This window comes from Novosphingobium sp., assembly GCF_965214355.1.
Lineage (GTDB): Bacteria > Pseudomonadota > Alphaproteobacteria > Sphingomonadales > Sphingomonadaceae > Novosphingobium.
Genome location: NZ_CBDCBI010000002.1, coordinates 3,137,532 through 3,159,013, shown reverse-complemented (window position 1 = coordinate 3,159,013; position 21,482 = coordinate 3,137,532). Strand labels below are relative to the sequence as shown.

15 protein-coding genes and 1 tRNA gene are annotated in these 21,482 nt (G+C 63.6%); 7 read left to right on the top strand and 9 right to left on the bottom strand.

What is annotated here, in order from left to right; translation table 11 throughout:
• Positions 1-170 precede the first annotated feature (170 nt).
• The gene (gene dctA / locus ACOOE2_RS14705; RefSeq protein WP_420383734.1) at positions 171-1,433 is read left to right on the top strand and encodes a C4-dicarboxylate transporter DctA; all 1,263 of its coding nucleotides are present in this window, start codon (positions 171-173) and stop codon (positions 1,431-1,433) included.
• Here the strand turns inward: dctA and ACOOE2_RS14700 are convergent.
• Positions 1,430-2,002 (bottom strand): TetR/AcrR family transcriptional regulator, encoded by a 573-nt coding sequence (locus ACOOE2_RS14700; protein WP_420383733.1) that lies wholly within the window; start codon positions 2,000-2,002, stop codon positions 1,430-1,432. The two genes, dctA and ACOOE2_RS14700, sit on opposite strands and share 4 nt — an antisense overlap.
• 28 nt (positions 2,003-2,030) lie before the next feature.
• Between ACOOE2_RS14700 and ACOOE2_RS14695 the strand changes: the two genes are divergently transcribed.
• The 3 genes from ACOOE2_RS14695 (at position 2,031) to ACOOE2_RS14685 (ending at position 5,183) form a co-directional block, all read left to right on the top strand.
• Positions 2,031-3,461 carry a carotenoid oxygenase family protein gene (locus tag ACOOE2_RS14695; protein WP_420383732.1) on the top strand — a complete coding sequence of 477 codons (1,431 nt, stop codon included), beginning with the start codon at positions 2,031-2,033 and terminating at the stop codon, positions 3,459-3,461.
• Positions 3,461-4,159 carry a VC0807 family protein gene (locus tag ACOOE2_RS14690; protein WP_420383731.1) on the top strand — a complete coding sequence of 233 codons (699 nt, stop codon included), beginning with the start codon at positions 3,461-3,463 and terminating at the stop codon, positions 4,157-4,159. Before ACOOE2_RS14695 ends, ACOOE2_RS14690 begins: the two co-directional genes overlap by 1 nt.
• A 178-nt stretch (positions 4,160-4,337) precedes the next feature.
• A complete protein-coding gene (locus ACOOE2_RS14685; protein ID WP_420383730.1) occupies positions 4,338-5,183 on the top strand; it encodes a DMT family transporter in 846 nt (281 codons plus the stop codon).
• Here the strand turns inward: ACOOE2_RS14685 and ACOOE2_RS14680 are convergent.
• From ACOOE2_RS14680 to acs, 7 genes are all read right to left on the bottom strand, one after another.
• A complete protein-coding gene (locus ACOOE2_RS14680) occupies positions 5,176-6,201 on the bottom strand; it encodes a Rieske 2Fe-2S domain-containing protein (protein WP_420383729.1) in 1,026 nt (341 codons plus the stop codon). The genes ACOOE2_RS14685 and ACOOE2_RS14680 overlap by 8 nt on opposite strands.
• A 31-nt stretch (positions 6,202-6,232) precedes the next feature.
• Positions 6,233-7,462, bottom strand: a complete 1,230-nt coding sequence (locus ACOOE2_RS14675; RefSeq protein WP_420383728.1) for an MFS transporter — start codon at positions 7,460-7,462, stop codon at positions 6,233-6,235.
• Between the two features lie 264 nt (positions 7,463-7,726).
• The gene (locus ACOOE2_RS14670) at positions 7,727-10,063 is read right to left on the bottom strand and encodes a TonB-dependent receptor (protein ID WP_420383727.1); all 2,337 of its coding nucleotides are present in this window, start codon (positions 10,061-10,063) and stop codon (positions 7,727-7,729) included.
• 48 nt (positions 10,064-10,111) lie between these two features.
• Positions 10,112-12,976 (bottom strand): beta-phosphoglucomutase, encoded by a 2,865-nt coding sequence (gene pgmB / locus ACOOE2_RS14665; RefSeq protein WP_420383726.1) that lies wholly within the window; start codon positions 12,974-12,976, stop codon positions 10,112-10,114.
• 154 nt (positions 12,977-13,130) lie between these two features.
• On the bottom strand, positions 13,131-14,087 hold the full coding sequence (locus ACOOE2_RS14660; protein ID WP_420383725.1) for a LacI family DNA-binding transcriptional regulator: 957 nt from the start codon (positions 14,085-14,087) through the stop codon (positions 13,131-13,133).
• A 123-nt stretch (positions 14,088-14,210) separates the two neighbouring features.
• A complete protein-coding gene (locus tag ACOOE2_RS14655; protein WP_420383724.1) occupies positions 14,211-14,777 on the bottom strand; it encodes a YSC84-related protein in 567 nt (188 codons plus the stop codon).
• Positions 14,778-15,190: 413 nt separating this feature from the next.
• Positions 15,191-17,140: an acetate--CoA ligase gene (gene acs / locus ACOOE2_RS14650; RefSeq protein WP_420383723.1), complete on the bottom strand. Its 1,950-nt coding sequence runs from the start codon at positions 17,138-17,140 to the stop codon at positions 15,191-15,193.
• A gap of 234 nt (positions 17,141-17,374) precedes the next feature.
• Here acs and ACOOE2_RS14645 point away from each other — a divergent pair, with 234 nt between their 5' ends.
• The 3 genes from ACOOE2_RS14645 (at position 17,375) to ACOOE2_RS14635 (ending at position 20,456) form a co-directional block, all read left to right on the top strand.
• Complete coding sequence (locus tag ACOOE2_RS14645) at positions 17,375-19,117, top strand: MFS transporter (protein ID WP_420383722.1); 1,743 nt, start codon at positions 17,375-17,377, stop codon at positions 19,115-19,117.
• Between the two features lie 122 nt (positions 19,118-19,239).
• A tRNA-Thr gene (locus ACOOE2_RS14640) sits at positions 19,240-19,315 on the top strand.
• A 472-nt stretch (positions 19,316-19,787) separates the two neighbouring features.
• Entirely contained in the window at positions 19,788-20,456 is a 669-nt protein-coding gene (locus tag ACOOE2_RS14635) for a PEPxxWA-CTERM sorting domain-containing protein (protein ID WP_420383721.1), read from the top strand.
• Between the two features lie 330 nt (positions 20,457-20,786).
• Here ACOOE2_RS14635 and ACOOE2_RS14630 read toward each other — a convergent pair whose 3' ends face one another.
• A complete protein-coding gene (locus ACOOE2_RS14630; RefSeq protein ID WP_420383720.1) occupies positions 20,787-21,173 on the bottom strand; it encodes an HGGxSTG domain-containing protein in 387 nt (128 codons plus the stop codon).
• Between the last annotated feature and the right edge of the window lie 309 nt (positions 21,174-21,482).

Below are 21,482 nucleotides of genomic sequence, written 5' to 3'. Positions count from 1 at the left end.
AATCGCCAAATTGCGATCGACAGGCGCAGGTCTGTTGCAAGGCCGATCGCCACGACCCATAGTGAACGCTGACCTCAAAGCCGACGCTCATGCAGGTGTGGGTTGTAGCCGAAACGCCCCACCCCCGGCCCCTCCCCTGAAGGGGAGGGGGGCAAGAAGAAGGACTAGCCGTGCCGTCATCATCACTCCGCTGGCTGGGCCAGTTGCCGGTGCAAGTGCTGATCGCGATCATCGCAGGCGTGATGATCGGAATCTTTGCGCCACAGGCCGCCGCGGCGCTTAAACCGCTGGGCGACCTGTTCGTCAAGCTGGTGCGGATGGTGATTGCGCCGGTAATCTTCGTATCGATCGTGACCGGTATCGCCGGGATGCGCGACCTGGGCGCGCTGGGGCGGGTGACGGCGCGGGCGCTGGGCTACTTCCTCGTGATGTCGGGGTTTGCGCTCGTGCTCGGGCTGGTCGTCGCCAATGTCGTGCGCCCGGGTGCCGGACTGATGGTCGCGCCGGGCGCGCTCGATGCGGGCAAGATCGCCGATTATGTCGCCAAGTCTCACGATGGCACGCTGAACGGTTTCTTCATGGGGCTGGTCCCCGATACGCTGGTGTCGTCGCAGACCGAGGGCAATATCCTGCAAGTGCTGATCGTCGCGGTGCTGTTCGGCATTGCGCTGGCAACGGTGCCCGATAGCGCAATCGGCGAGCGATTGCTGGAGCTGTTCGAGGATCTGGGCGCGGTGCTGTTCCGGCTGGTCGCGATCATCATGCGCGCAGCGCCGGTCGGCGCCTTTGGCGCGATGGCGTTTACCGTCGGCAAATTCGGACTGGGTGCGCTGGCGCATCTCGCGCTGCTGGTGCTGACATTCTATGCGACGTCCATCCTGTTCGTCGTGGTCATTCTGGGCGTGGTGGCGAGGCTCGCCGGCTTTTCGATCCTGCGCCTGATCCGCTACCTGACGCCCGAGCTGCTGCTCGTGTTCGGCACTTCGTCATCGGAAAGCGCGCTGCCCGCGTTGATGCAGAAGCTGGAGGCGGCCGGCGCGCCGCGCGGGATCGTCGGCGTGGTCGTGCCTACAGGATACAGCTTCAACCTCGATGGCACCAATATCTACATGACGCTGGCCGCACTGTTCATCGCGCAGGCGTGCAAGGTCGATCTGACCTGGGGGCAGCAGGCGCTGCTGCTGGGCGTGGCGATGCTGTCATCGAAAGGCGCCGCAGGCGTGACGGGCGCGGGGTTCATCACGCTGGCGGCGACTTTGGCGATCGTGCCATCGGTGCCGATCGCCGGGATGACGCTGATCCTGGGTGTCGACCGGTTCATGTCCGAATGCCGCAGCCTCACCAATTTCATGGGCAACGCCGTCGCGACGCTGGTGGTGTCGCGCTGGGAAGGCAAGCTCGATCGCGAGAAACTGGCGCAAGCGCTGGGCTAGCACAGCGCACGATCCACCAGGTCCATCTCCGCCGGGATCTGCCCGTCGAGCATCAGCATCGCGATACCGTGCACCATGCCCCAGGCCTGTATCGCGCGCACTTGCGCTTCACCGCCGCCTTCGTCGGCAATACGCGCCGCATTGGCCAGCAACAACGCGCCGGCTTCGGAATCGCTGAGCACCGGCGTGTCGGCATGTTTCAGCGCGGGCGTTGTGAACACCAGCCGGAACAGGGCGGGATTGGCCAGCGCAAACCGGATATAGGCGCGCCCGCTCGCGGCAAAGCCGGCATCCGCATCCCCCGCCGCTGCGCTCGCCACACGCTGCGCAGCCCCGAGCATTTTCAAACCCTCCACCGCCAGCGCCGCCATCAGCGCGTCCTTGTCGGGAAAATGGCGATAGACCGACGTCGCGCTGACCCCTACCCCGCGCGCTACCTCGCGCAGGCTCATCGCATCGGCATTGCGGATCGCCAGCAGGCGAAGCCCCTCGTCGATCAGCGCGGCGCGCAGATCGCCATGATGATAGCCGCGCGGTTTTATGTTGACAGTGTTATCATTGGGGGTCATGATTACAGTGTAAACATAGGAGGCCGACATGGGAAGCCCGATCGAAACGTTGATCCGCAAGACCGTCACCACAGGCGTGAACGTGCTTGCCGAATTCAACCGCAAACGCCTGCGCGAACCCGTGGGCGGCAATCCGTTCCTCCACGGCATCCACGCGCCGATGACCGAAGAACTGACGCTGACCGACCTGACCGTCACCGGCACGATCCCATCCGGATTGAACGGGCAATACCTGCGTATCGGGCCCAATCCGGTCGCCGCCCACCCGGCATCGTATCACTGGTTCATGGGCGATGGCATGATCCATGCGCTTGCCATCGCCGGGGGTCGCGCCACCGGCTATCGCAACCGCTGGATCCGCTCCGACGCCGTGGCCAAGGCGCGCGGGCTCGCGCCGGCGCCGGGGCCGCGCCACAATTTCGACACGGTAAACACCAATGTCGTCGATATCGCCGGGCGGACTTTTGCCCTGGTCGAGGCGGGCAGTTACCCCGTCGAGCTGGACGTGACGCTCGAACACCAGGCCTACAATCCGTTCGATGGCGGGCTCAAGGGCAGTTTCTCCGCGCATCCGCATCGCGATCCGCGCACCGGCGAACACCATGCGATCTGTTACGATGCGTTCGATCCCGAAACGATCCGCCACGTCGTGGTCGATGCGGCCGGCCGGGTCACGCGCGAAGAACCGATCGCGGTGGAGCATGGCCCGATGATCCACGATTGTGCGATCACCGATCGTTTTGCGATCATTCTCGACATGCCGTGCACATTCTCGGTCAAGACGCTGATCGCCGGCCACGGTTTTCCCTATCGCTGGAACCCGGCGCATCCGCCACGGATCGGGCTGATGCCGCGCCACGGTACGCAAGAGGATGTGATCTGGTGCGATGTCGCGCCCGGCTATGTGTTCCACGTCGCTAATGCCTACGACGCGCCCGATGGCCGGGTGGTGATGGATGTGTGCGCCTATGACACGATGTTCGGCGAAGGTGCGCGCGGCCCCGATGCCAGGCCGCGCGGGCTGGAACGCTGGACGATCGATCCGCTGGGCAAATCCGTGGCGATCACGACGATCGACGCCGCGCCGCAGGAATTTCCCCGCGCTGACGAACGCTTTTTCGGGCAGCCGTATCGCTACGCCTGGTCGATGGCGACGCCGACCGTGCCCGAGGCCCGGGTGGTCGGCGCCACGCGCCTGTATGCGCATGACCTGGCCATGGGGACGCGGCAGGTGCATGATTTCGGGGCGGACAGGCACCCGGGCGAATTCGTGTTCGTGCCCGAAACACCCGATGCGCCCGAAGGCCACGGCTGGCTGATCGGCCTGGTCGTCGACATGGCGCAGCAGACCACAGATTGCGTGATCATCGACGCGCGCGATTTCGAAGGCGCGCCGGTCGCGGTGATCCATCTGCCGCATCGGGTGCCACCAGGCTTTCACGGGAACTGGATCGCGTGATGACCTGGCTGCGCCAACATGGTCCCACACTGGCGGTCGAAGCGATCGTCAATCTGGTCGGGCCGATCATCATCTATAACCTGGTGCATGACCGCCATGGCGATGTCGCTGCGCTGCTGGCCTCTTCGGTGCCGCCGCTGCTGTGGTCGATCGTCGAACTGGTGCGGCGCGGGCGGATCGATGCGCTGTCGGTGATGGTGCTGGCCGGGATCGTGCTGTCGCTGGTGGCGATGGCCGGTGGGGGATCCGCGAAATTCCTGCAATTGCGCGAAAAACTGGTCACGTTCCTGATTGCGCTGGCATTCCTGGGTTCGGCTGCGATCGGCCGGCCGCTGATCGGCCCGCTCGCTCGCGCGACGGTGGCGCGTGAATCGGCCGAGGCGCTGGCGCAATTCGACGAGGCGCGCGGGGCAGGGCGGTTGAACCGGATGATCATGGTGATGACGCTGGCCTGGGGATTTGGCCTGCTAGCCGATTTTCTGGTGTCGGTGGTGTTGATCGAGACGCTGAGCGTGGGGCAGTATCTCGTGGTGGGACCGATCGTCGGGTATGTCACGATCGGCGGGCTGACGCTGTGGACGGTGCTCTACCGCCGTTTGCGTGCTCGCGGAAAACTCACAAATCCTCCCCGGAACGGGGAGGGGGACCGCCCGCAGGGTGGTGGAGGGGCGTTGCCTCCGGAAGCAGCACAGCGATGATACGCCTGCGCGCCATGTTTGCGCGCGGCGTTCATGATCGGGGTATTCCGTTGGGGCAACGCCCCTCCACCACGCCCCAAGAAAGAGGGGGCGCGGTCCCCCTCCCCGTGCCGGGGAGGATATGAAAAGGTCCTTGCCCTCAACCTTGTATTCCCCCTAGCCCGCGCCGGTGGGTATAATGCAAACCAAGTCGAATGCCGGCACCATCATCCTGACCGGCCTGTTCGTGCTGCTGTGGAGCAGCGGCGCGATCGTGTCCGAGATCGCGCTGACGCAGGGGTCGCCATTTGCGCTGTTGCTGGTGCGCTATGCGTTTGCGCTGACGGTGCTGATCGCCATCGCGGTGTCACGCGGGCGGCTGTTGCCGACACGGGCCAGTCGGCCGCGCGTGGTGCTGACCGGGTTCCTGATCGCGGGGGTGTATACCACGTGCTATCTGCTGGCGATGGAGCATGGCTTGCGGCCCGGGATGCTGGCGACTTTGCTGGGGATCCAGCCGCTGCTGACTCTGGCGCTGACCGAGCGGGGGTTTCGGCCAGGCCGGATCGCCGGATTATGCTGCGCACTGGCGGGTGTGGCGATGATCGTGTGGGACGGGATTGCGGGGCAGCAGTTCGGCGCAGCGGGGCTGGGGTTTGCGCTGCTGGCGCTGGTCGGGATCACGGCGGGATCGATTCTGCAAAAGCGCGAGACGCAGGCGCCATCAGCGGTCTTGCCGCTGCAATATCTGGTGGGGCTGGGGGTGGTCCTGGCGATCACCCCGTTCGAGCCGTTTCATATGGCGTGGACGCCGACATTCCTGGTGGCGGGGATGTGGCTGGGGCTGGGCATTTCGGTGGGCGCGACGTTTGCGCTGTATCGGATGATCGCGCGCGGCAATCTCGTCAATGTCACCAGCACGATGTACCTGGTGCCGGGCGTGACCGCAGTGCTCGACTGGGTCGTGCTGGGGCATGCCATGGCCCCGCTGGGGCTGGCGGGGCTGTTTGCGATCGTGGCAGGGCTGGTTTTGGCGTTCAGGTAGTCTCGGCGGCAATCAGGCGTTCGAGCCGCTGGCGAAAACGCAACGGTCCGGCATCGGTTGCGATCGAGATTGTCGGCCCGGTTGCGGTGTCCATACCGCGCTGCACTTCATTCAGCACCGCCAGGTCTTCGGAAAACGCGGCCAGCACCGCTGCCGACATTGCCACCGACAGCTCGGTATCGCCGGGGCGGATGTTGCGCATTTGGAACCAGTAATACCGGCTGCGGCCGCTGGTCTCTGGCGTGATGAAATTGTAGGAATCCATCATGAACGCGTGGGCGTTGGCCTCGGCATTGTCGCCGCCTTCGCCGGCCGGCACGAACACCGCCTTGATTACTGCCAGCGCAGGATAGCGGACTTCGTAGTGCTGCAACCGGTCGGCATTGCCGGCAAACGGCACGAGCTCGCGATAGAACGGCGCGACCGGCGTATCGCTGGTCCAGCGCGAGACGGTAAACCCGTCAGGCGCTTCGCGGATGCGCATCGGCTCGGCATCGCCGGTGGTGCCGCCAAAGCTCGTCCGGTGGACCCAGGTCACGTGCGACGGATCGAGCAGATTGTCCGTTATCAGCAGGTAATTGCAGTCATAGGCCATCGCTGCGCCGCGATTGTAGCCCCACTCGGGCGATCCCCAATGCGCCACGTCGATGATCGTCGCGGGATCGGCACGGGCTGCATCGCCCATCCAGATCCACACCAGGCCCCAGCGTTCGGCGACCGGATAGCCGCGAATATCCGCGCCAGGCGGCACCGCATTCTGGCACGGCACCGTCATGCACCGGCCATCGCTGGCGAATTCGAGCCCGTGATAGCCGCATTGGATGCGGTTCCCCGCAACCCGCCCATTGGCCAGCGACAGCCGCCGGTGCGAACAGAACGCCGACACGGCTGCGTAATCGCCGCTATCCTGGCGCCACAGCACCACGCGTTCATCGATGATCTGCCGCTCGATCGGGGCATCGGTGATCTCATCGGTCCAGGCCGCGACATACCATGCATTGTTCAGCCATGTGCTCATCGCGTTCTTGTGACGCAACATGGCGGCTGGATCAATCGGCCACGGTTGCCAGCATCTGACGCCGGCGCAGCATCGTCACGCCCACCGCCAGCACTGCAATCGGTACCACCATGCAGCCAAACGCCGTCGCGCCATCGAGCCCGGAAAACAGCATCGCGGTCAGGCGCGAACCGGTCGTGCCGCCCAGCGCCGAAAAGATCACGACCAGGCCCATCAACTCGGCGTGGCGCACTTTGGGGCTCGACGACAGCAGCACCGACACCAGCGTCGGATAGATCGGCGCCATGAACAACCCGATCGCCAGGAACAGCCACATCGCCAGCGGTGCATGCGCCCAGTCGGACACCGGCGCCGGCGACAGATGGTGGCTGAGCGGTACGATCGCCATGATCGCCAGCGCCACCGCGCCCAGCGACACATTGACCACGCGGTACCACCCGAACCGCGCGATCACCACCCCGCCGCCCAGTCGCCCGAGCGCAAGCGCCCCGGCAAACAGACTGCCCGCCAGCACGCTCATCGACTGGGGCATGCGCAGGACTTCGTTGTTGAACGTCGGCAGCCAGGTGCCGATGCCCTGTTCGACGAACACGTAGGAGAATGCGCAAAGGATGAACACCATCACCAGCGGCAGCCGCGCCAGCGCCAGCATCGCCGGGATCGACTGTGTTTCGCCGGACGGGGCGGGCCGATCTGGGCTCGTGGTCAGCATCAGCGCCAGGCATGCCGCGCACAGGCCTGCGAGAATCCAGTACAGGTTGAGCCAGTCGTGGCTGGTATCGACCAGCCCGCGCCCGACGAACAGGCTGAACAGCACCGAGACGCCCAGCACCCCGACCATGAAGCAGCCTTCGATCACCGAGGCCATCGCCGCATGCGCACGCGGACTATCGGTCACCTGGCCGATCAGCGTGTAGATGCCGACCTTGATGAACGCGAACGCAGTGCCGATCATCACGAAATGCAGGCAGATCGCCCAATAGGCGCTCGCCAGGGGCATCAGCAGGCAGGCCGCGACCGACAGCGCCAGCGCGCCTGTCATCGCGCGGCGGATGCCGATGCGGGTGAGGTAACTCGCGGTCAGGAACGACACCGCCGCGATGCTGACATCCTTGCACCCGTCGAACCAGCCCGCGCCGGCCTTGGTCACGCCCAGGCTGGCGATCGCGCGCAGGATGACCGTGCCCACGGTGTTGAGCATCATGCCATAGGCCAGATACGTCAGCGCCATGGCGAGAATGAGCCGCGTTCTGGGGGACATGACAGGCGTCCTTTTTCTTCCACTTTCCCTTCAGGGAAGGGACCGATGGCTAAATCCCGATGGATGCGATCTCTATTCGCAAAATAACAGGGCCGCTCATCCTGAGCCTGCCGAAGGACCCGCGCAATGCCCGCCCGACCCGCAAGCGGTGTTGCGCCATGCCGGACAATCGCCCGCGTCCTTCGACCGGCCCAGGATGAGCGGATTTGGATTCAAGCGTGTATGTAAAAAGCCCCACCCCCGAAGGGGAGGGGCTTTTCAGTATCAGAACTTGTAGCCGAGCGTCAGCTTGTACGAGCGGCCAAAGATCGGGCGCAAGTCGGGGAGCGCAACGCCAGGTCCTGCCAGGAAGCGCGGGTTGCCTTCGGTCAGACCGTGCGAATTGGTCAGGTTGTCGACCGCGGCCTGCGCGCTGAACCCGGCATGTTCGACCAGGATCCCCGCGCTGACCGTCTGATAGGCAGGCAGCGGCTGCAGGTTGTTCAGATCGCTGTACCGCTTGCCCAATGCCTCGAACGTCGCATAGGCCGTTGCCGCCGTATCGCCGAACACGACCTTGTACGCAGGCGTGCCGCGGAACTGGTACTTGGGAATGCGCACGGCCTGCAACTTGTCGAAGCTGTCGCCGGGCGAAGCGGTCTTGGGGTCTTCGATCACCGCATCAGCCGTCACCGACAGGCCGAAATTGCTCGTCCACGACCCGGCAAATTCTGCGCCATACGTCTTCGAGCCCGCAATCTGCGGCGGCACGCCGACGTCGTTGTACACTTCGCCGGTAACCTTATCATAGAACCCGGTCACCGACAGATCGACGCCGCGTTCGTGGTACTTCACGCCGCCTTCGATCGAGGTGACTTTCCATTTGTCATCGAGCGCAGGGCCGGTGTTGCCGATCTGCGAGCGCAGATCGTCGAACGTGGGCATGTGGTAGCCCTGGCTGCCACGGACATAAATGTTCAGATTGGGCGTGACCTTGTAATCGAGCCCGACCGACCATGGCACCGCATGGATGTTCTTCGAGATGAACGTCGTTGGGCCATTGTGTTCGATCGTGAAGTCGGTCTTCAGGATCTGGTAGCGGATGCCGGCATCGAGGCGCAGGTCCTCGGTGATCTGGTAACTGTCGGCCAGATAGAACGAATTCTCGTCGGCCTTGCCCTGGTCGGCGATGGCGAACGCACCTGTCGTGGCATTGGCATTGTTCAGATTGACGACGTCGCTGCTGCCGCCGACCTGCATCCAGTAGTTGTTGCCCAGGCTCCACAGGTCGTCAGACGTGAAGTGGTTGAAGTAATAGCCGGCGGTCAGCTTGTTCGCGCCCGTCTTGAACGTCAGCGCAGCTTCGTTGTTGATTGAGCGCAGGCGCTTTTCGACAACCCATGCGCCGAACTGGCCGACGTAATCACTGTTTGCCAAGGCCTGGCCGGTGTGAATGCCGCTGACCACGGTCTGGCCCGGCGTGCCGAACCCGGCCGCCAATGCTGTCGCAACCGTAATCGAACCGCCGAACGATTCGCCGAAAAACGGGCTCGGCTTGGGCAGGGGGCTGGTCGGCGATGCTGGCACCAGGCCGGTGGTCTGCAACGTGCCGGCGGTTCCGCCGAGCTTGTCGGTGAAATCGATATTGTCGCCCAAGCTCAGCGACAGGTTGGCGCCGCCGATGATGCCATTCCAACCACGGCCCTTGCCAATGTCAAACTGTTCGGTCGATGCGCCGCCCGAACCGGGGGTCACGATCGTCAGCGTACGGTTGTACTTGTTGAGCTGGTTGTAGGTGCCCAGGTTCAGGCCGGGAACATCGGTCGAGAACGGCAGGAACCATTCGCCGTGATCGTCGGTGTAACGCGCAAAGATGTTGAGTTTGCCGTTGTCGAACTTGTGCGTGATGTTCGCCGTGATCTGGCCGCCCTTTTCGGTGTCGAAATGGGCCCTGCGCACGGTGTCGCCGCGCTGGTAATAGCCGCCGACCATGTAATAGGTGTCGGGCGCCAGCTTGCCCGACAAGTAGCCGTCGATGCGGGTCGCGCCCTGGTTGGTGACCGATGCCATGACCGCGCCTTGCGTGGTTTCATGGCCTTCGCGCAGGATCAGGTTGGTGGTCAGGCCTGGCTGGCCGTCGGAAAACAGCGCGGCCGGGCCGCCGTTGACCGCTTCGACATTGGCGATCGTCGTATCGACGCGCACCAGCGCGGTCTGGTCCATGAACGACGGGCTGTTGACGCCGAACACCGGAATGCCGTCGAGCTGCATCGTGACGAACGGCGCATCGCCGGTGCTGGGAATGCCGCGCACGAACACGTTCGACGTGCCGACGCCGCCCGAGCTTTCAACCCAGATGCCGGGAACCGATTTCAGCAGGTCGCCGGTGCTCTTGGGGTTCTGGATCGCGATGTCGTTCGATGAAATCGTGGTGATCGAATAGCCGGCTTCCAGCTTCTTGATGCCGCTGCCGGCATGGCCGGTGACGATGATCTCGCTGGGCGCAACATCGGGTGCTGCGGGGGTCGCGGCCGGTGCGGTCTGCGCTTGCGCGGCGATCGGCGCAGTCATCGCTGCGATCGTCGACAGCAGCAGGTGGCGGGTATGCAGTCTGGTTGTCATGGGTAGTCCTCCCTGGAATGGCGCCCCGTTGATGCGGGGTTGCCGGGTTCAGATGTGTGCGGCCAGAATTGCGGCCAAGGTCAGATCGCGGATATGCGATACGTTGAAAGCGGTGTCGTTGAGCGCGCCGATGCCGATCGCGACCATGCCGGCGGCGTGGATCGCCGCCACGCCGGCCTGTGCGTCCTCGATCCCGATGCAGGCATCGGGCGCCAGCCCGAGCGCATGCGCGCAGGCCAGAAAGATATCGGGCGCGGGCTTTTGCGCGGCCATGGCGCCCGCATCGGCGATGAAATCGAACTGGTCGGCGATGCCCAGCGCCGCGATCACATCGGGCGCATTGCGGCTGGCCGAGGCCAGCGCGATGCGGATGCCGGCGGCACGCGCCGCAGCAAACAGCCCGGTTACGCCATCGAACAGATTGGCCGGGGTGTAATGCTGCAACCGCTCCCGATAGATCGCGTTCTTTTCGGCCAGGCAGGCGGTAAATTCGGCATCGGTCAGCGTTTTGCCCGAATTGTTCAGGATCAGGCGCAACGAGCCGGCACGATCGACGCCCTTGAGGTGTTCATTGAACGCGCGATCGAACGTGAATCCGTGGCGCCTCGCCAATTCGCCCCAGGCCGCGCAATGGTCTTCGGCCGTATCGGTCAACACGCCGTCGAGGTCGAAAATCAACGCTTTCAGCGATAGTGCAGGCGCGAACACAGGGGTGGCGCCGACGGTCAGCGCACGGCCATGATCGAACACGGTAACGGGCGCGCCGGCGATGCTGGTGTATGTCGCGCCTTCGGGCGTCACTGCCAGTGCCAGCACGCTGCCGCGCCAGTTCAGGCGCAGCGTGTAATGGGTCAGCTCTGGCGCGGATTGCGGGCGGAAATGCAGTGCGCCATCGCGCACCGCAAGCCCGGCCCAACCGGCGGCCAGCGCGGTCCAGCTGCCCGCAAGCGCGGCCATGTGCAGGCCGTGATCGGTGTTGTGGTGGCGGTTTTCCAGATCGACGAACGCCGCTTCGTCGAGGAACCGGTGCGCCTGCGCAAACTGCCCGATGCGCGCGGCAACGATCGCAAAGGCAGGCGCAGACAGTGTGGAATCGTGCGACGTCACCGGCTCGTAAAACGCGTAATTGGCCGATTGCAGCGCGATCGGCATATCGACAAGGCCCATCGCCAATGCCTGGATCACGTCGCCCTGCTTGCACACCTGGTGCCGGAACAGCGTCATCGGATGATGATCGAGCAGCAATGGCCGGCCCGGCACGCGCAGCGCAAACGGAAACGGCGGGCGCGACAGAAAGCTGTCATCCTGCGGCGTGACACCGTGCGCAATATCGACCGGCAGCCACATCGCGGCGGCGGCGCGCGCCCACAGCGCGATCTCGCTGTCATCCAGCGCAATGCGATTGGCCAGGGCGGCGTAGGCGACCGCATCGGAAGCCTTCAGGTGCTGGGCAGTTTCGGCCGCAAAAGCCAGGTGCTGGCGCGCGGCGGCGTTGGTGTAGAAATCGTTGTCGACCAGCGCGGTGTATTCGTCGGGCCCGGTCACGCCGTAAATGCAGAACGCAGCGTCCCCGTTTTCACTGGCGCGCGCCGGATCAAACCGCCCGATCTGCGCCCAGACGCGTGCGGTCTCGAACAGCATTTCGGCGGCCTGCGCCAGAAACGCGGTGTCGCCGGTGACATCGCAATACAGCTTCAGCGCGTGCGCGATGTCGGCATTGATATGGTACTGCGCGGCGCCGGTCGGATAATGCGACGAACATTCGCGGCCCGCGATCGTGCGCCATGCATACATCGCGCCGGCATGCCCGAGCAGCCGCGCATTGGTGCGTGCCGCATCGAGTGCACCGATGCGATATTCGACAAGCGTGCGCGCGCGGTCCGGCGCGCTGAACACCAGCGCGGGCAGCAGGAACGCTTCGGCATCCCAGAACGTGTGCCCTTCATAGCCGTCGCCCGTCAGACCCTTGGCTGCGGTGCCGAACGCCGGGTCGCGCGAGGCGGATTGCAGGATCTGGAACTGGTTGAACGCCAGCGCGCGGGTCAGCGCGGGATCACCATCGATCGTGCAGGCAGCGCCCGCCCAGAAGCGATCGAGCGCGGCGGCCTGGTGTTCTGCCAGCGCGCCGAACGCGGGGAGAGGAGCGCTGGGCGGCGCGCCGGCAGAAACGGCGGAAACCACGCGGTCGAAGCCGATGGATTGACCAGGCGAAAGCTGCGCGGTGATCGCGCCGCCGTGCATGTCGGCGCCGGCGGCGGGCGTGATCGCCTGGGTATAGACCAGCGCGAGGTCGCCGCTGATGAAACGAGTCTGGTGCGCATCGATCGCGTGCGCCTGCCAGCGGCGCACCAATCGCGCGGAAATGCGCGGATCATCGGCATCGCCGGCGGCGGAATCCTGGCCGAGGCCGAACACAGGCTCCAGCTTGACGTGCCCGGCAAAATCGAGCGCGGTAAAGGTCAACCGGGTGGCGACGATCGGGCCGCCATCGAGCGGTACCAGCCGCAAGGCCGTGATTTCGAACGTGCGGCCGTCGCGCAGGTGCCAGCGCGTGGTGCGGTGCATGATGCCTGTCGCCAGATCGAGATGACGTGTAAAACTGTCCTGCCGTGCGGTCGCCATCTCCACCGGTATGCCGTCGATTGCGATGCGCAACGCCACCGGGCTGGGGCACAGCACGCGGGTTTCGGTCGCGGTGGCATAGCCGGGAAACGCTTCGTGATACGTGATCGGGCGCGTGACATAGGCGGCGGGCAGGATCAGGTCGGGCGCGGTGGCGCGCTCCTCGATCGAGCCCTTGATGCCGATCAGCCCGTTGGCCAGCGCAAACAGCGACGCAAACGAATCCGCCAGTGGCTCTTTCGAAGCCGGCTGGTGAATCACTGGAGCATGCGCATGCGCGGCGTCGGGCACTTTTCGGTCCTCTCCTGATCGCACCTTGTCGGCAGGTGTCGATGTCTTGAGGTGCGAAATAAAGACCGAATGGTATCGTTGTCAAGTTATCGATAACATTTTTTGAGTCGCGCACATTTCTGCCACACTGTGCGTGGCAGTATCTGCTAAAACATCATGATTTCCGGGGTTTGGCCTCGACCGGCAATGTTTCCGACACGGCTTTGCCGCCTTTGGTCAGCGCCAGAATCTTTTGTGCCAGCAACGTTCCGCCGCGATCCCAGTTCTGCCGGATCGAACTGACCGGCGGGCTGAACAGCGCCGCGCCGGGCGCATCGTCGAACCCGATTACCGCAACATCATCGGGAACCGTGCGTCCCTGATCATGCAGCGCGGCGATCACGCCCATCGCGATTCCGTCGCTCGCCGCAAACACGCCATCGAACGCACAGCCATCGGCCAGAAGCTTGCGCGCCGCCTGATAGCCGCCCTCTTGCGTGAACGGGCTGTCGGCAGTCGCAACGATGGCCGCGCCCGCCTGCGCCATGCCGTCGCGAAACCCGCGCAGCCGGTCGGCGATTTCAAGATGGGTGGCATCGCCGACAAACACGCAACGGCGCCGGCCTTGGGCGAGCAAATGCGCCGCCGCAATCACGCCGCCTGCGACATTGTCCGACCCGACAGTCACATGGTCTTCGTTGCCATCGACCGAGCCCCAGATCACGTAAGGCAGGCCTGCGCTTTGTACGGTTTCGACCGCATCTTCGTGCATGCCCTGGCCCAGCAGGATCAACCCGTCGACCGCGGGCGGCGCAGCGGTGAACAGCGGCAGCGTGGTCAGCACCATGTTGTACGCGTTGCTTGTCAATTCCTGCATGATCCCGCCAAGCAGCGACAGCGGATACGGCTCGGCCATCGATCGGTCATGCGACGGAGTCATTTCGATGACCACGCCGATCGTGCGCGTGCTGCGCTGGCGCAAATTGCGCGCAGCGACATTGATGCGAAACCCGTGTGTCTGGGCGAGGTGCTGCACCCGTTCGCGCGTGCTGTCCTTGACCAGCGGATGGCCCGACAGTGCGCGCGATACGGTCATCTTGGAAACGCCGGCGGCCTGGGCCAGCTCGTCCATTGTTATTCTGGCAGAGTCCGATTTGGGCCGGCTCATCGAATTGGGCAAATCATCGGGGTGGTTCCGGTCGGATATAGTCCGTCATGGTCTAGAGCCTACCACCCCGATTGCAAAACGCTTCGCTTAGTTGGGGTGGATCGGCGTGATCTTCGTGCCCTGCAACGTCAGATCGGCCATCAGACCTTTTTCGCGGTAGGGGAACGCATAGACGTCCTTGGCAATCGTCGTGGTATCGGCCGCCACGGCAGCGCCCTTGTTGATCACCGCAACGCTGGGGCCGGTGCCCACCGCAAAGCCCGCGCTTTTGCGCAGATATCGCAGCGACGTGTCATTCATGAAATACAGGGCATAGCTGAATTTCTCGGCGCCGATCTGCAGGCCCCAGGTGCCGCCCGAAAGGTTGTAGAAGCCCGCCGGACGACCATCGATCAACAGCACGCCGTTGCCGCTTTCGCCGCCGAACACCAGGCCGGCCTTGAAGATCGACGGGAACACCAGCACCGCACGCGCGTGCTTTGCATAAAAGCGGGCCTGGGGCTCGGTCGCTTCGAGATGACGCAACGAACTTTGGCCCTGCGCGGCGATTTCGGCGGCCGAACGGGCCTGCGCCGCAGGAATGGCGACCGGCGCGGTGACGGCAGCCATTGCGACAAGGGCGGTGGTCAAGGTGCGGCGGGTTGCAGTCATCATAGGGTCTACTCCGGGGGGGATGGGGTTTGGCGCAGACGGCAGGACCATTGCGCACAGGTGGTGCGCAGTCAGGCCCTGAATTTTCGAATGCCTGTCAACTGATTACCGGAATACCTTTTGGCGCGGCTTGTTCCGGTGCCGGGCAAGATAACCTCGGGCGGGAGGCGGTTGGTCGATCGTGTGAGCGCAAAACCCGGTGCATGCGAAACCATAGTGGTAACAATGTCGCAACAATTGGCAGCTTGTCCGGAACGGGGCGAATTATGGCTGACTTGTCATGCGATAACGTCTAGACCCCGGCCTGCCGTCAGTGACGATCGTCCGGCCCGGGCCTTGGGAGAGGATGCGAAAAAAATCGCACCGGCCGGGCGTTTGTCCCACTGACGGCAAATCACCGCAATTGTAACGCGATGTTACGCCGGCGCCGGTTGCGGCCGGTTGGCGAGCAGATTGTCGACCACCGACGGATCGGCCAGTGTCGACGTGTCGCCCAGGTTCGACAGATCGTTTTCACCGATCTTGCGCAAAATCCGCCGCATGATCTTGCCCGATCGCGTCTTGGGCAGGCCCGGCGCAAACTGGATCACATCGGGCGTGGCAATGGGTCCGATCTCGCGGCGCACCCATTTGACCAGCTCCTGGCGCAGCGCATCGTCGGGGCTGACATCGGCGTTGCATGTAACGAATGCGTAAATGCCCTGGCCCTTGATTTCGTGCGGCATGCCCACGACCGCGGCTTCGGCCACTCTGGGATGCGCGACCAGTGCGCTCTCGATCTCCGCCGTGCCCATGCGGTGGCCGGACACATTGATCACATCGTCGATGCGCCCGGTGATCCAGTAATATCCGTCCTCGTCGCGGCGGCACCCGTCGCCGGTGAAATACTGGCCCTTGAATGTGGTGAAATACGTCTGGAAAAACCGCTCCGCATCGCCCCACACGCCGCGCATCTGCCCCGGCCAGCTGTCGGTGATGACCAGGCAGCCATCGGCCGCGCCCTCCAGCACCCGCCCATCATTATCGAGCAGCGCCGGCTTGACGCCGAAAAAGGGCCGGCTCGCGGAGCCCGGTTTCAGCGCGGTGGCGCCGGCCAGTGGCGTAATCATGATCCCGCCGGTTTCGGTCTGCCACCAGGTGTCGACGATCGGGCAACGCCCGTCGCCCACGACATTGTGATACCACTCCCAGGCTTCGGGATTGATCGGCTCGCCCACCGATCCCAGCAGGCGCAGGCTCGCCCGGCTGGTCTTCTTCACCCACGCATCGCCTTCGCGCATCAGCGCGCGCAGCGCGGTGGGGGCGCCATAGAAAATCTCGACGCCGTATTTGTCGACGATCTGCCAGAAACGGCTGGGATCGGGGTAATTGGGCACGCCTTCGAACATCACGGTGGTAGCGCCGTTCATCAGCGGGCCGTAGACGACATACGAATGCCCGGTGACCCAGCCCACGTCGGCCGCGCACCAGAACACCTGGCCCGGGCGGTAATCGAACACGTATTCGTGCGTGATCGACGCCCATACCGCATAGCCGCCAGTGGTATGCATGACGCCCTTGGGCTTGCCGGTCGAGCCCGAGGTGTAGAGGATGAACAGCGGGTCTTCGGCGTTCATTTCCACAGGCGGGCATTGCGCGGACTGTTCGGCCAGCCCCGCATGCCAATCCACATCGCGGCTATCGTCCCATGCGACAGCGCCGCCGGTGCGTTTGAGCACGATCACCGTGGCGACATCGGGGCATTGTTTCAGCGCTTCGTCGACATTGGCCTTCAACGGCACCCTGCGACCGCCGCGCAAGCCTTCGTCGCAGGTCAGCACGATATGGCTGTCGCAATCGGTGATCCGCCCGGCGAGTGCATCGGGCGAAAACCCGGCGAACACGATCGAATGCACCGCGCCGATCCGCGCGCATGCCAGCATCGCGACCGCTGTTTCGGGCACCATCGGCATGTACAGCGTCACGCGGTCGCCCGCCTTGACGCCGCGCGCCCTGAGCAGGTTCGCCGCGCGGCACACGTCGGCGTGCAAATCCTTGTAGGTGATGCGCCGCTCGGGCTCGTCCGGGCTGTCGGGCTCCCACAGGATCGCGATCGCATCGCCGCGCGTTGCCAGATGGCGGTCGAGGCAATTGGCCGACAGGTTCAGCGTGCCATCGGCAAACCATTCTATCCCGAAATCGGCCTGATGAAACGACGTGTTTCTTACCGTCGTGAACGGCTTGATCCAGTCCAGCCGCTGCGCCTCCTTGCGCCAGAACGCGTCGGGTTCCTCGATCGAGCGCCGGTACATGTCCTCATACCGCGCCTGATCGATCATCGCCGATTGCGCCCAGCCTGCCGGAACCGGATACACTGCCTCGCCCATCAAAACCTCCTGCGCCACGCGCGGTGCCTGCCCACCGTATGGCGCGTCCGAGCCGCCCTGCAAAGCCGTCGCGTGGTCGCGGCGCTGATTTTGGCGCGCGCAATCGCTCTGATCTTCACGAACCGTTTGCGACAATCACGGTTGGTGATTGACAAACCCGGCCCAAACACTGTCGATTGGCGCCACAAAAAACACGGCCCGGCATCGCGGGCCACCCCGGGGGGGAACACCACAATGGCAACGACTTTCGACACCGCACCGGGACCGGTCACGCACAACGAACGGCTGGTGATCACCGCCAGTTCGCTTGGCACCGTGTTCGAATGGTACGATTTCTACCTCTACGGCCTGCTCACCACGATCATCGCGGCGCAGTTCCTTACCGGGCTGAACCCGACGACCGCCTATATCATGGCGCTGCTGGTGTTTGCCGCGGGGTTCATCGTGCGGCCGTTCGGCGCGCTGGTGTTCGGGCGCATCGGCGATATGGTCGGGCGGCGCTATACGTTCATCATCACGCTGGCGGTGATGGGCGTGTCGACCTTCCTGGTCGGATGCCTGCCGACGTACAAGACCGCCGGCGTGCTCGCCCCGACGCTGCTGGTGGTACTGCGCATGGTGCAGGGCCTGGCGCTGGGCGGCGAATATGGCGGCGCGGCAAGCTACGTCGCCGAACACGCGCCCGCCAACAAGCGCGGGCTGTATACCAGCTGGATCCAGATCACCGCGACCGCCGGGCTGGCGATGGCGCTGCTGATCGTGATCACGGTCCGCTCGCCGCTGACGGGCGTTGGCGAAGACGCGTTCAAGGCGTGGGGCTGGCGCATTCCCTATCTGCTGTCGGGCCTGTTTCTGGTGGTCGGGCTGTGGCTGCGGCTGAAACTGCACGAATCGCCGGTGTTTCAGAAGATGAAGGCCGAAGGCACCGGATCGAAAGCGCCGCTGACCGAAGCGTTCGGCCAATGGGTGAATTTGCGTTTCGTCATCATCGCCTTTTTCGGCGCGATCGCAGGCCAGGCGGTGATCTTCTACTGCTGCCAGCTTTACGTGATGACGTTCCTCGAAAAAATGCTGAAGCTCGAAGGACTGACCGCCAACATGCTGCTGGCGGCCGCGCTGGTTCTGGCCAGCCCGTTCTACCTGGTGTTTGGCGCGCTGTCGGACCGTGTCGGGCGCAAGCCGGTGATCCTGGCGGGCTGCGCGCTGGCATCGCTGACGCTGTTTCCGGCGTTCGAGTACCTGACCGTTGCGGCCAATCCCGCGTTGGCCCACGCCCAGGCAACCGCGCCGGTCACGGTCACCGCAGATCCGGACGAATGCCATTCGCAATTCGATCCGGTCGGCGGCAAGACCTATGACACCACCAGCTGCGACATCATCAAGGCGATCCTGGCCAAATCGGGCATCAACTATCGCAACGTCGCAGCGCCCGCGGGCACGATCGCCAGCATCACCATCGGCCAGTCGCACTTCGTCGCGCCCGATCCGGCAAAAGTCAAAGGCGATGCCAAGAAGGCGGCGATTGCCGCCTTTACCACCAGCGTCGTCGGCAAGGCGGCCACGCCTGCCAAACCGGCCGAAGCGGGCAAGCCCGCGACCGAAGCCAAACCCGCCGTCGCCGGCGCACTGGCCGCCGTCGGCTATCCGGCCAAGGCTGATCCGGCCCAGATCAACGTGCCACTGGTCATCGCGATCCTGTTCTACCTCGTGCTGCTGGTCACGATGGTCTATGGCCCGATCGCGGCGCTGCTGGTCGAACTGTTCCCCAGCCGCATCCGCTATTCGGCGATGTCGCTGCCGTATCACATCGGCAATGGCTGGCTCGGCGGGCTGTTGCCGGCGATCAGCTTTGCGATGGTCGCGGCCAACGGGAATATTTTCTATGGGCTGTGGTACCCGGTCGTTGTTGCGGCCGGCACGCTGGTGATCGGCGTGATATTCCTGCCCGAGACAAGCCGCCGGGCCATCGATGGATAAGGTGTCGGGCATGCCGCCTATCCCGGATACTCCCGAGGAGGGATGGGCAATGGGCTATTCAAATTACCCCATTGCCACTTTGCGCAACCCCCGTTAAAGGCACCGCTCCCGCCCATGGGCGCGCCGCTTTAGCTCAGCCGGTAGAGCATCACATTCGTAATGTGGGGGTCAGGTGTTCGAGTCACCTAAGCGGCACCATCCTTTCAATGATTTAGATGGTGATTTGGCCTCATGTGTGTGAGGCTGGCGTCTCTAGCAATCACATAGCAAGCACGCGGATTAGTTTCGCGTGGTGATGGCCCAAAATGGTGGCGCGGCATTCGATCGGCTGATCGTCGGATCAAAGGGGTAGTTCCGGATAGTTGGCCAGGCTACCCGCCGCCTTTCCGCTCCAAGGTCGGTCTGTTGCGTCAACCGCCATCCGGTCGGCTGGATACGGACTGTCAAACCGATACAGATCCTGCAAAGGCGCGGTAAGCCAAGCTTGCCATTGATCGGGATCAAGGATCACCGGCGTCGCCAAATAGGATAGAACGTGTCAGGCCAGCTTACACCACGTCAGTCGACGTAAATTTAGTTGTTATAAATCATATGCATATGGGCGTGGCACAACCCTTGCTACTTGTGCGACGCGTGCCTGCATGAAAGTGGGCTCTTTGGGAGTTGTTTCATGAAAGTCATTTCGAAAAGCTTGATGGCCGCTGTGTTTTGCACGGCAGTTGCGGTAAGTGGTAGCGCGCAGGCGGCACCGATTTGGGCAAGCTTGACTTCAGACAACGGCATCACAAACAATGCCGCCGGGCAGGTCAATGGCACGGTCGGCGGGATCAGTTTTGCCGCCACCGGAGATTACGCGTTTGATCAGCTTAATGGATCTGGCACAAATTATTATGGTGCGGTTCCTAATTCAGGTCCTGACATTATCGCTCTCAGCGACGCGGGAACGGAAACGATCACATTCAGCGCGCCAGTTAGCAACGTTTATCTGTCGCTAGTGAGTTTTAATGGCGCGTCCGTAACCACATCTTCTCCGTTCACTGTCGTCAGTAACAACTGCTCATATTGGGGATGCGGCACGATCGACCAGACAACCCCGACTTCGTTTACCGGAACGAGCGAAGCAGCCGGCGTGATCGAATTTTCGGGCACGTTCAACAGCCTAACTTTTTCTGACACAAACCCGGAATACTGGCACGGTTTCAACGTCGGTATCGACAGCGCCGCAACGTCGGCTGTCCCTGAGCCGGGCACATGGGCGATGATGCTCGTGGGCTTTGGGCTGATCGGCATGGCCACTCGTTTGCGTCGCCGCCAGAACGTCCGGGTCACATACGCCTAATCCAATTCATCCAACAATAGAGGGCCGCTGGCGAGAGTCGGCGGCCTTTTTATGTGCAATTCCGGCCAGAATCCGCGCCAGATCAGCCGAAACCGCTTTCCCAACGCATCGCGTGCGCGCGTACGGTTCCGCGAATTGCGCATTCCGCACGCGTGGTTCGGCACTTGCCCAGCACTATGCCGAAACGATGGCCACGAATGACAGGTTTTGACAGGTCGGCGCGATAGCCAGAACATCCCTGTATTTTAGAAACCCCATGACTTCCCGCGCCGCGCCGGGCGAATGTCAGGTTTTGTCAGGTGCGGGGTGATCGCTGGAAAATCCCGTTATTTAATCCGCCCGTGACTTCCCGCGCTTTTGCCTGCCCAATTTCAGGTTTTCCAATGCCCGCGCCCGGCCCTCTGTCGTTCTTGGCCCGGTCGATTTGCCGCCATGCCAGACACAACGCCCGTTGGCGCATAACGCGGTCATGCCGCACGACTCGCCATCCCTTTTTATAGCCCCGCAAGTTAATCCGCGAAGGTAGGCCGGACGCTTGGGGATGTAGATCCTGCCCGCGTCGATGGCCTCTTGCTGCTTGCGAGCGTGAACCTTGAAAAGCGTGCGCTTGTTGTCGTCGTCCAGATCGGCGGCCCAGGCATCGAATTGACGCTGGCGTGCAATCCCTTCGTGGATTTGCGCCCAGAATGTCGCCACGCCCTTGCTATGCCTGCCCATGATTGCCGTCCTGTTGCTGGTCAATACTTCCGTCTTCGCGTGCGCGCGCTCGCGCGATGACCCGAATAGAACAATTCGCCCGACGCTTTCGCGCATTCCGCGCACGCGCGCGAGGTGTTCGAACGATCGATATAAATCGGGGTGCGCCGCCCCAAGCGGGGGCACCCATATATTTATATATAGGGGGGGGATGGCGCACCTATGGCGCAGTCTGGCGCAAGGAATTGTGCGGGTTTCGGCATGGGGTTGGCGCGTCTGGCGCAGGGGGTTGGCGCAGGGGGGTTGGCGCAGATTTGAGGGGTTGGCGCA

What these genes read in the sequence shown, in the direction of transcription:
- ACOOE2_RS14675 (WP_420383728.1), bottom strand. Translation starts at nt 7,462, where the DNA reads ATGTCCCCCAGAACGCGGCTCATTCTCGCCATGGCGCTGACGTATCTG.
- ACOOE2_RS14700 (WP_420383733.1), bottom strand. Translation starts at nt 2,002, where the DNA reads ATGACCCCCAATGATAACACTGTCAACATAAAACCGCGCGGCTATCAT.
- ACOOE2_RS14670 (WP_420383727.1), bottom strand. Translation starts at nt 10,063, where the DNA reads ATGACAACCAGACTGCATACCCGCCACCTGCTGCTGTCGACGATCGCA.
- ACOOE2_RS14690 (WP_420383731.1), top strand. Translation starts at nt 3,461, where the DNA reads ATGACCTGGCTGCGCCAACATGGTCCCACACTGGCGGTCGAAGCGATC.
- ACOOE2_RS14630 (WP_420383720.1), bottom strand. Translation starts at nt 21,173, where the DNA reads ATGGGCAGGCATAGCAAGGGCGTGGCGACATTCTGGGCGCAAATCCAC.
- ACOOE2_RS14695 (WP_420383732.1), top strand. Translation starts at nt 2,031, where the DNA reads ATGGGAAGCCCGATCGAAACGTTGATCCGCAAGACCGTCACCACAGGC.
- ACOOE2_RS14685 (WP_420383730.1), top strand. Translation starts at nt 4,338, where the DNA reads ATGCAAACCAAGTCGAATGCCGGCACCATCATCCTGACCGGCCTGTTC.
- ACOOE2_RS14635 (WP_420383721.1), top strand. Translation starts at nt 19,788, where the DNA reads ATGAAAGTCATTTCGAAAAGCTTGATGGCCGCTGTGTTTTGCACGGCA.
- ACOOE2_RS14680 (WP_420383729.1), bottom strand. Translation starts at nt 6,201, where the DNA reads ATGAGCACATGGCTGAACAATGCATGGTATGTCGCGGCCTGGACCGAT.
- ACOOE2_RS14655 (WP_420383724.1), bottom strand. Translation starts at nt 14,777, where the DNA reads ATGATGACTGCAACCCGCCGCACCTTGACCACCGCCCTTGTCGCAATG.
- ACOOE2_RS14660 (WP_420383725.1), bottom strand. Translation starts at nt 14,087, where the DNA reads ATGGACGAGCTGGCCCAGGCCGCCGGCGTTTCCAAGATGACCGTATCG.
- acs (WP_420383723.1), bottom strand. Translation starts at nt 17,140, where the DNA reads ATGGGCGAGGCAGTGTATCCGGTTCCGGCAGGCTGGGCGCAATCGGCG.
- ACOOE2_RS14645 (WP_420383722.1), top strand. Translation starts at nt 17,375, where the DNA reads ATGGCAACGACTTTCGACACCGCACCGGGACCGGTCACGCACAACGAA.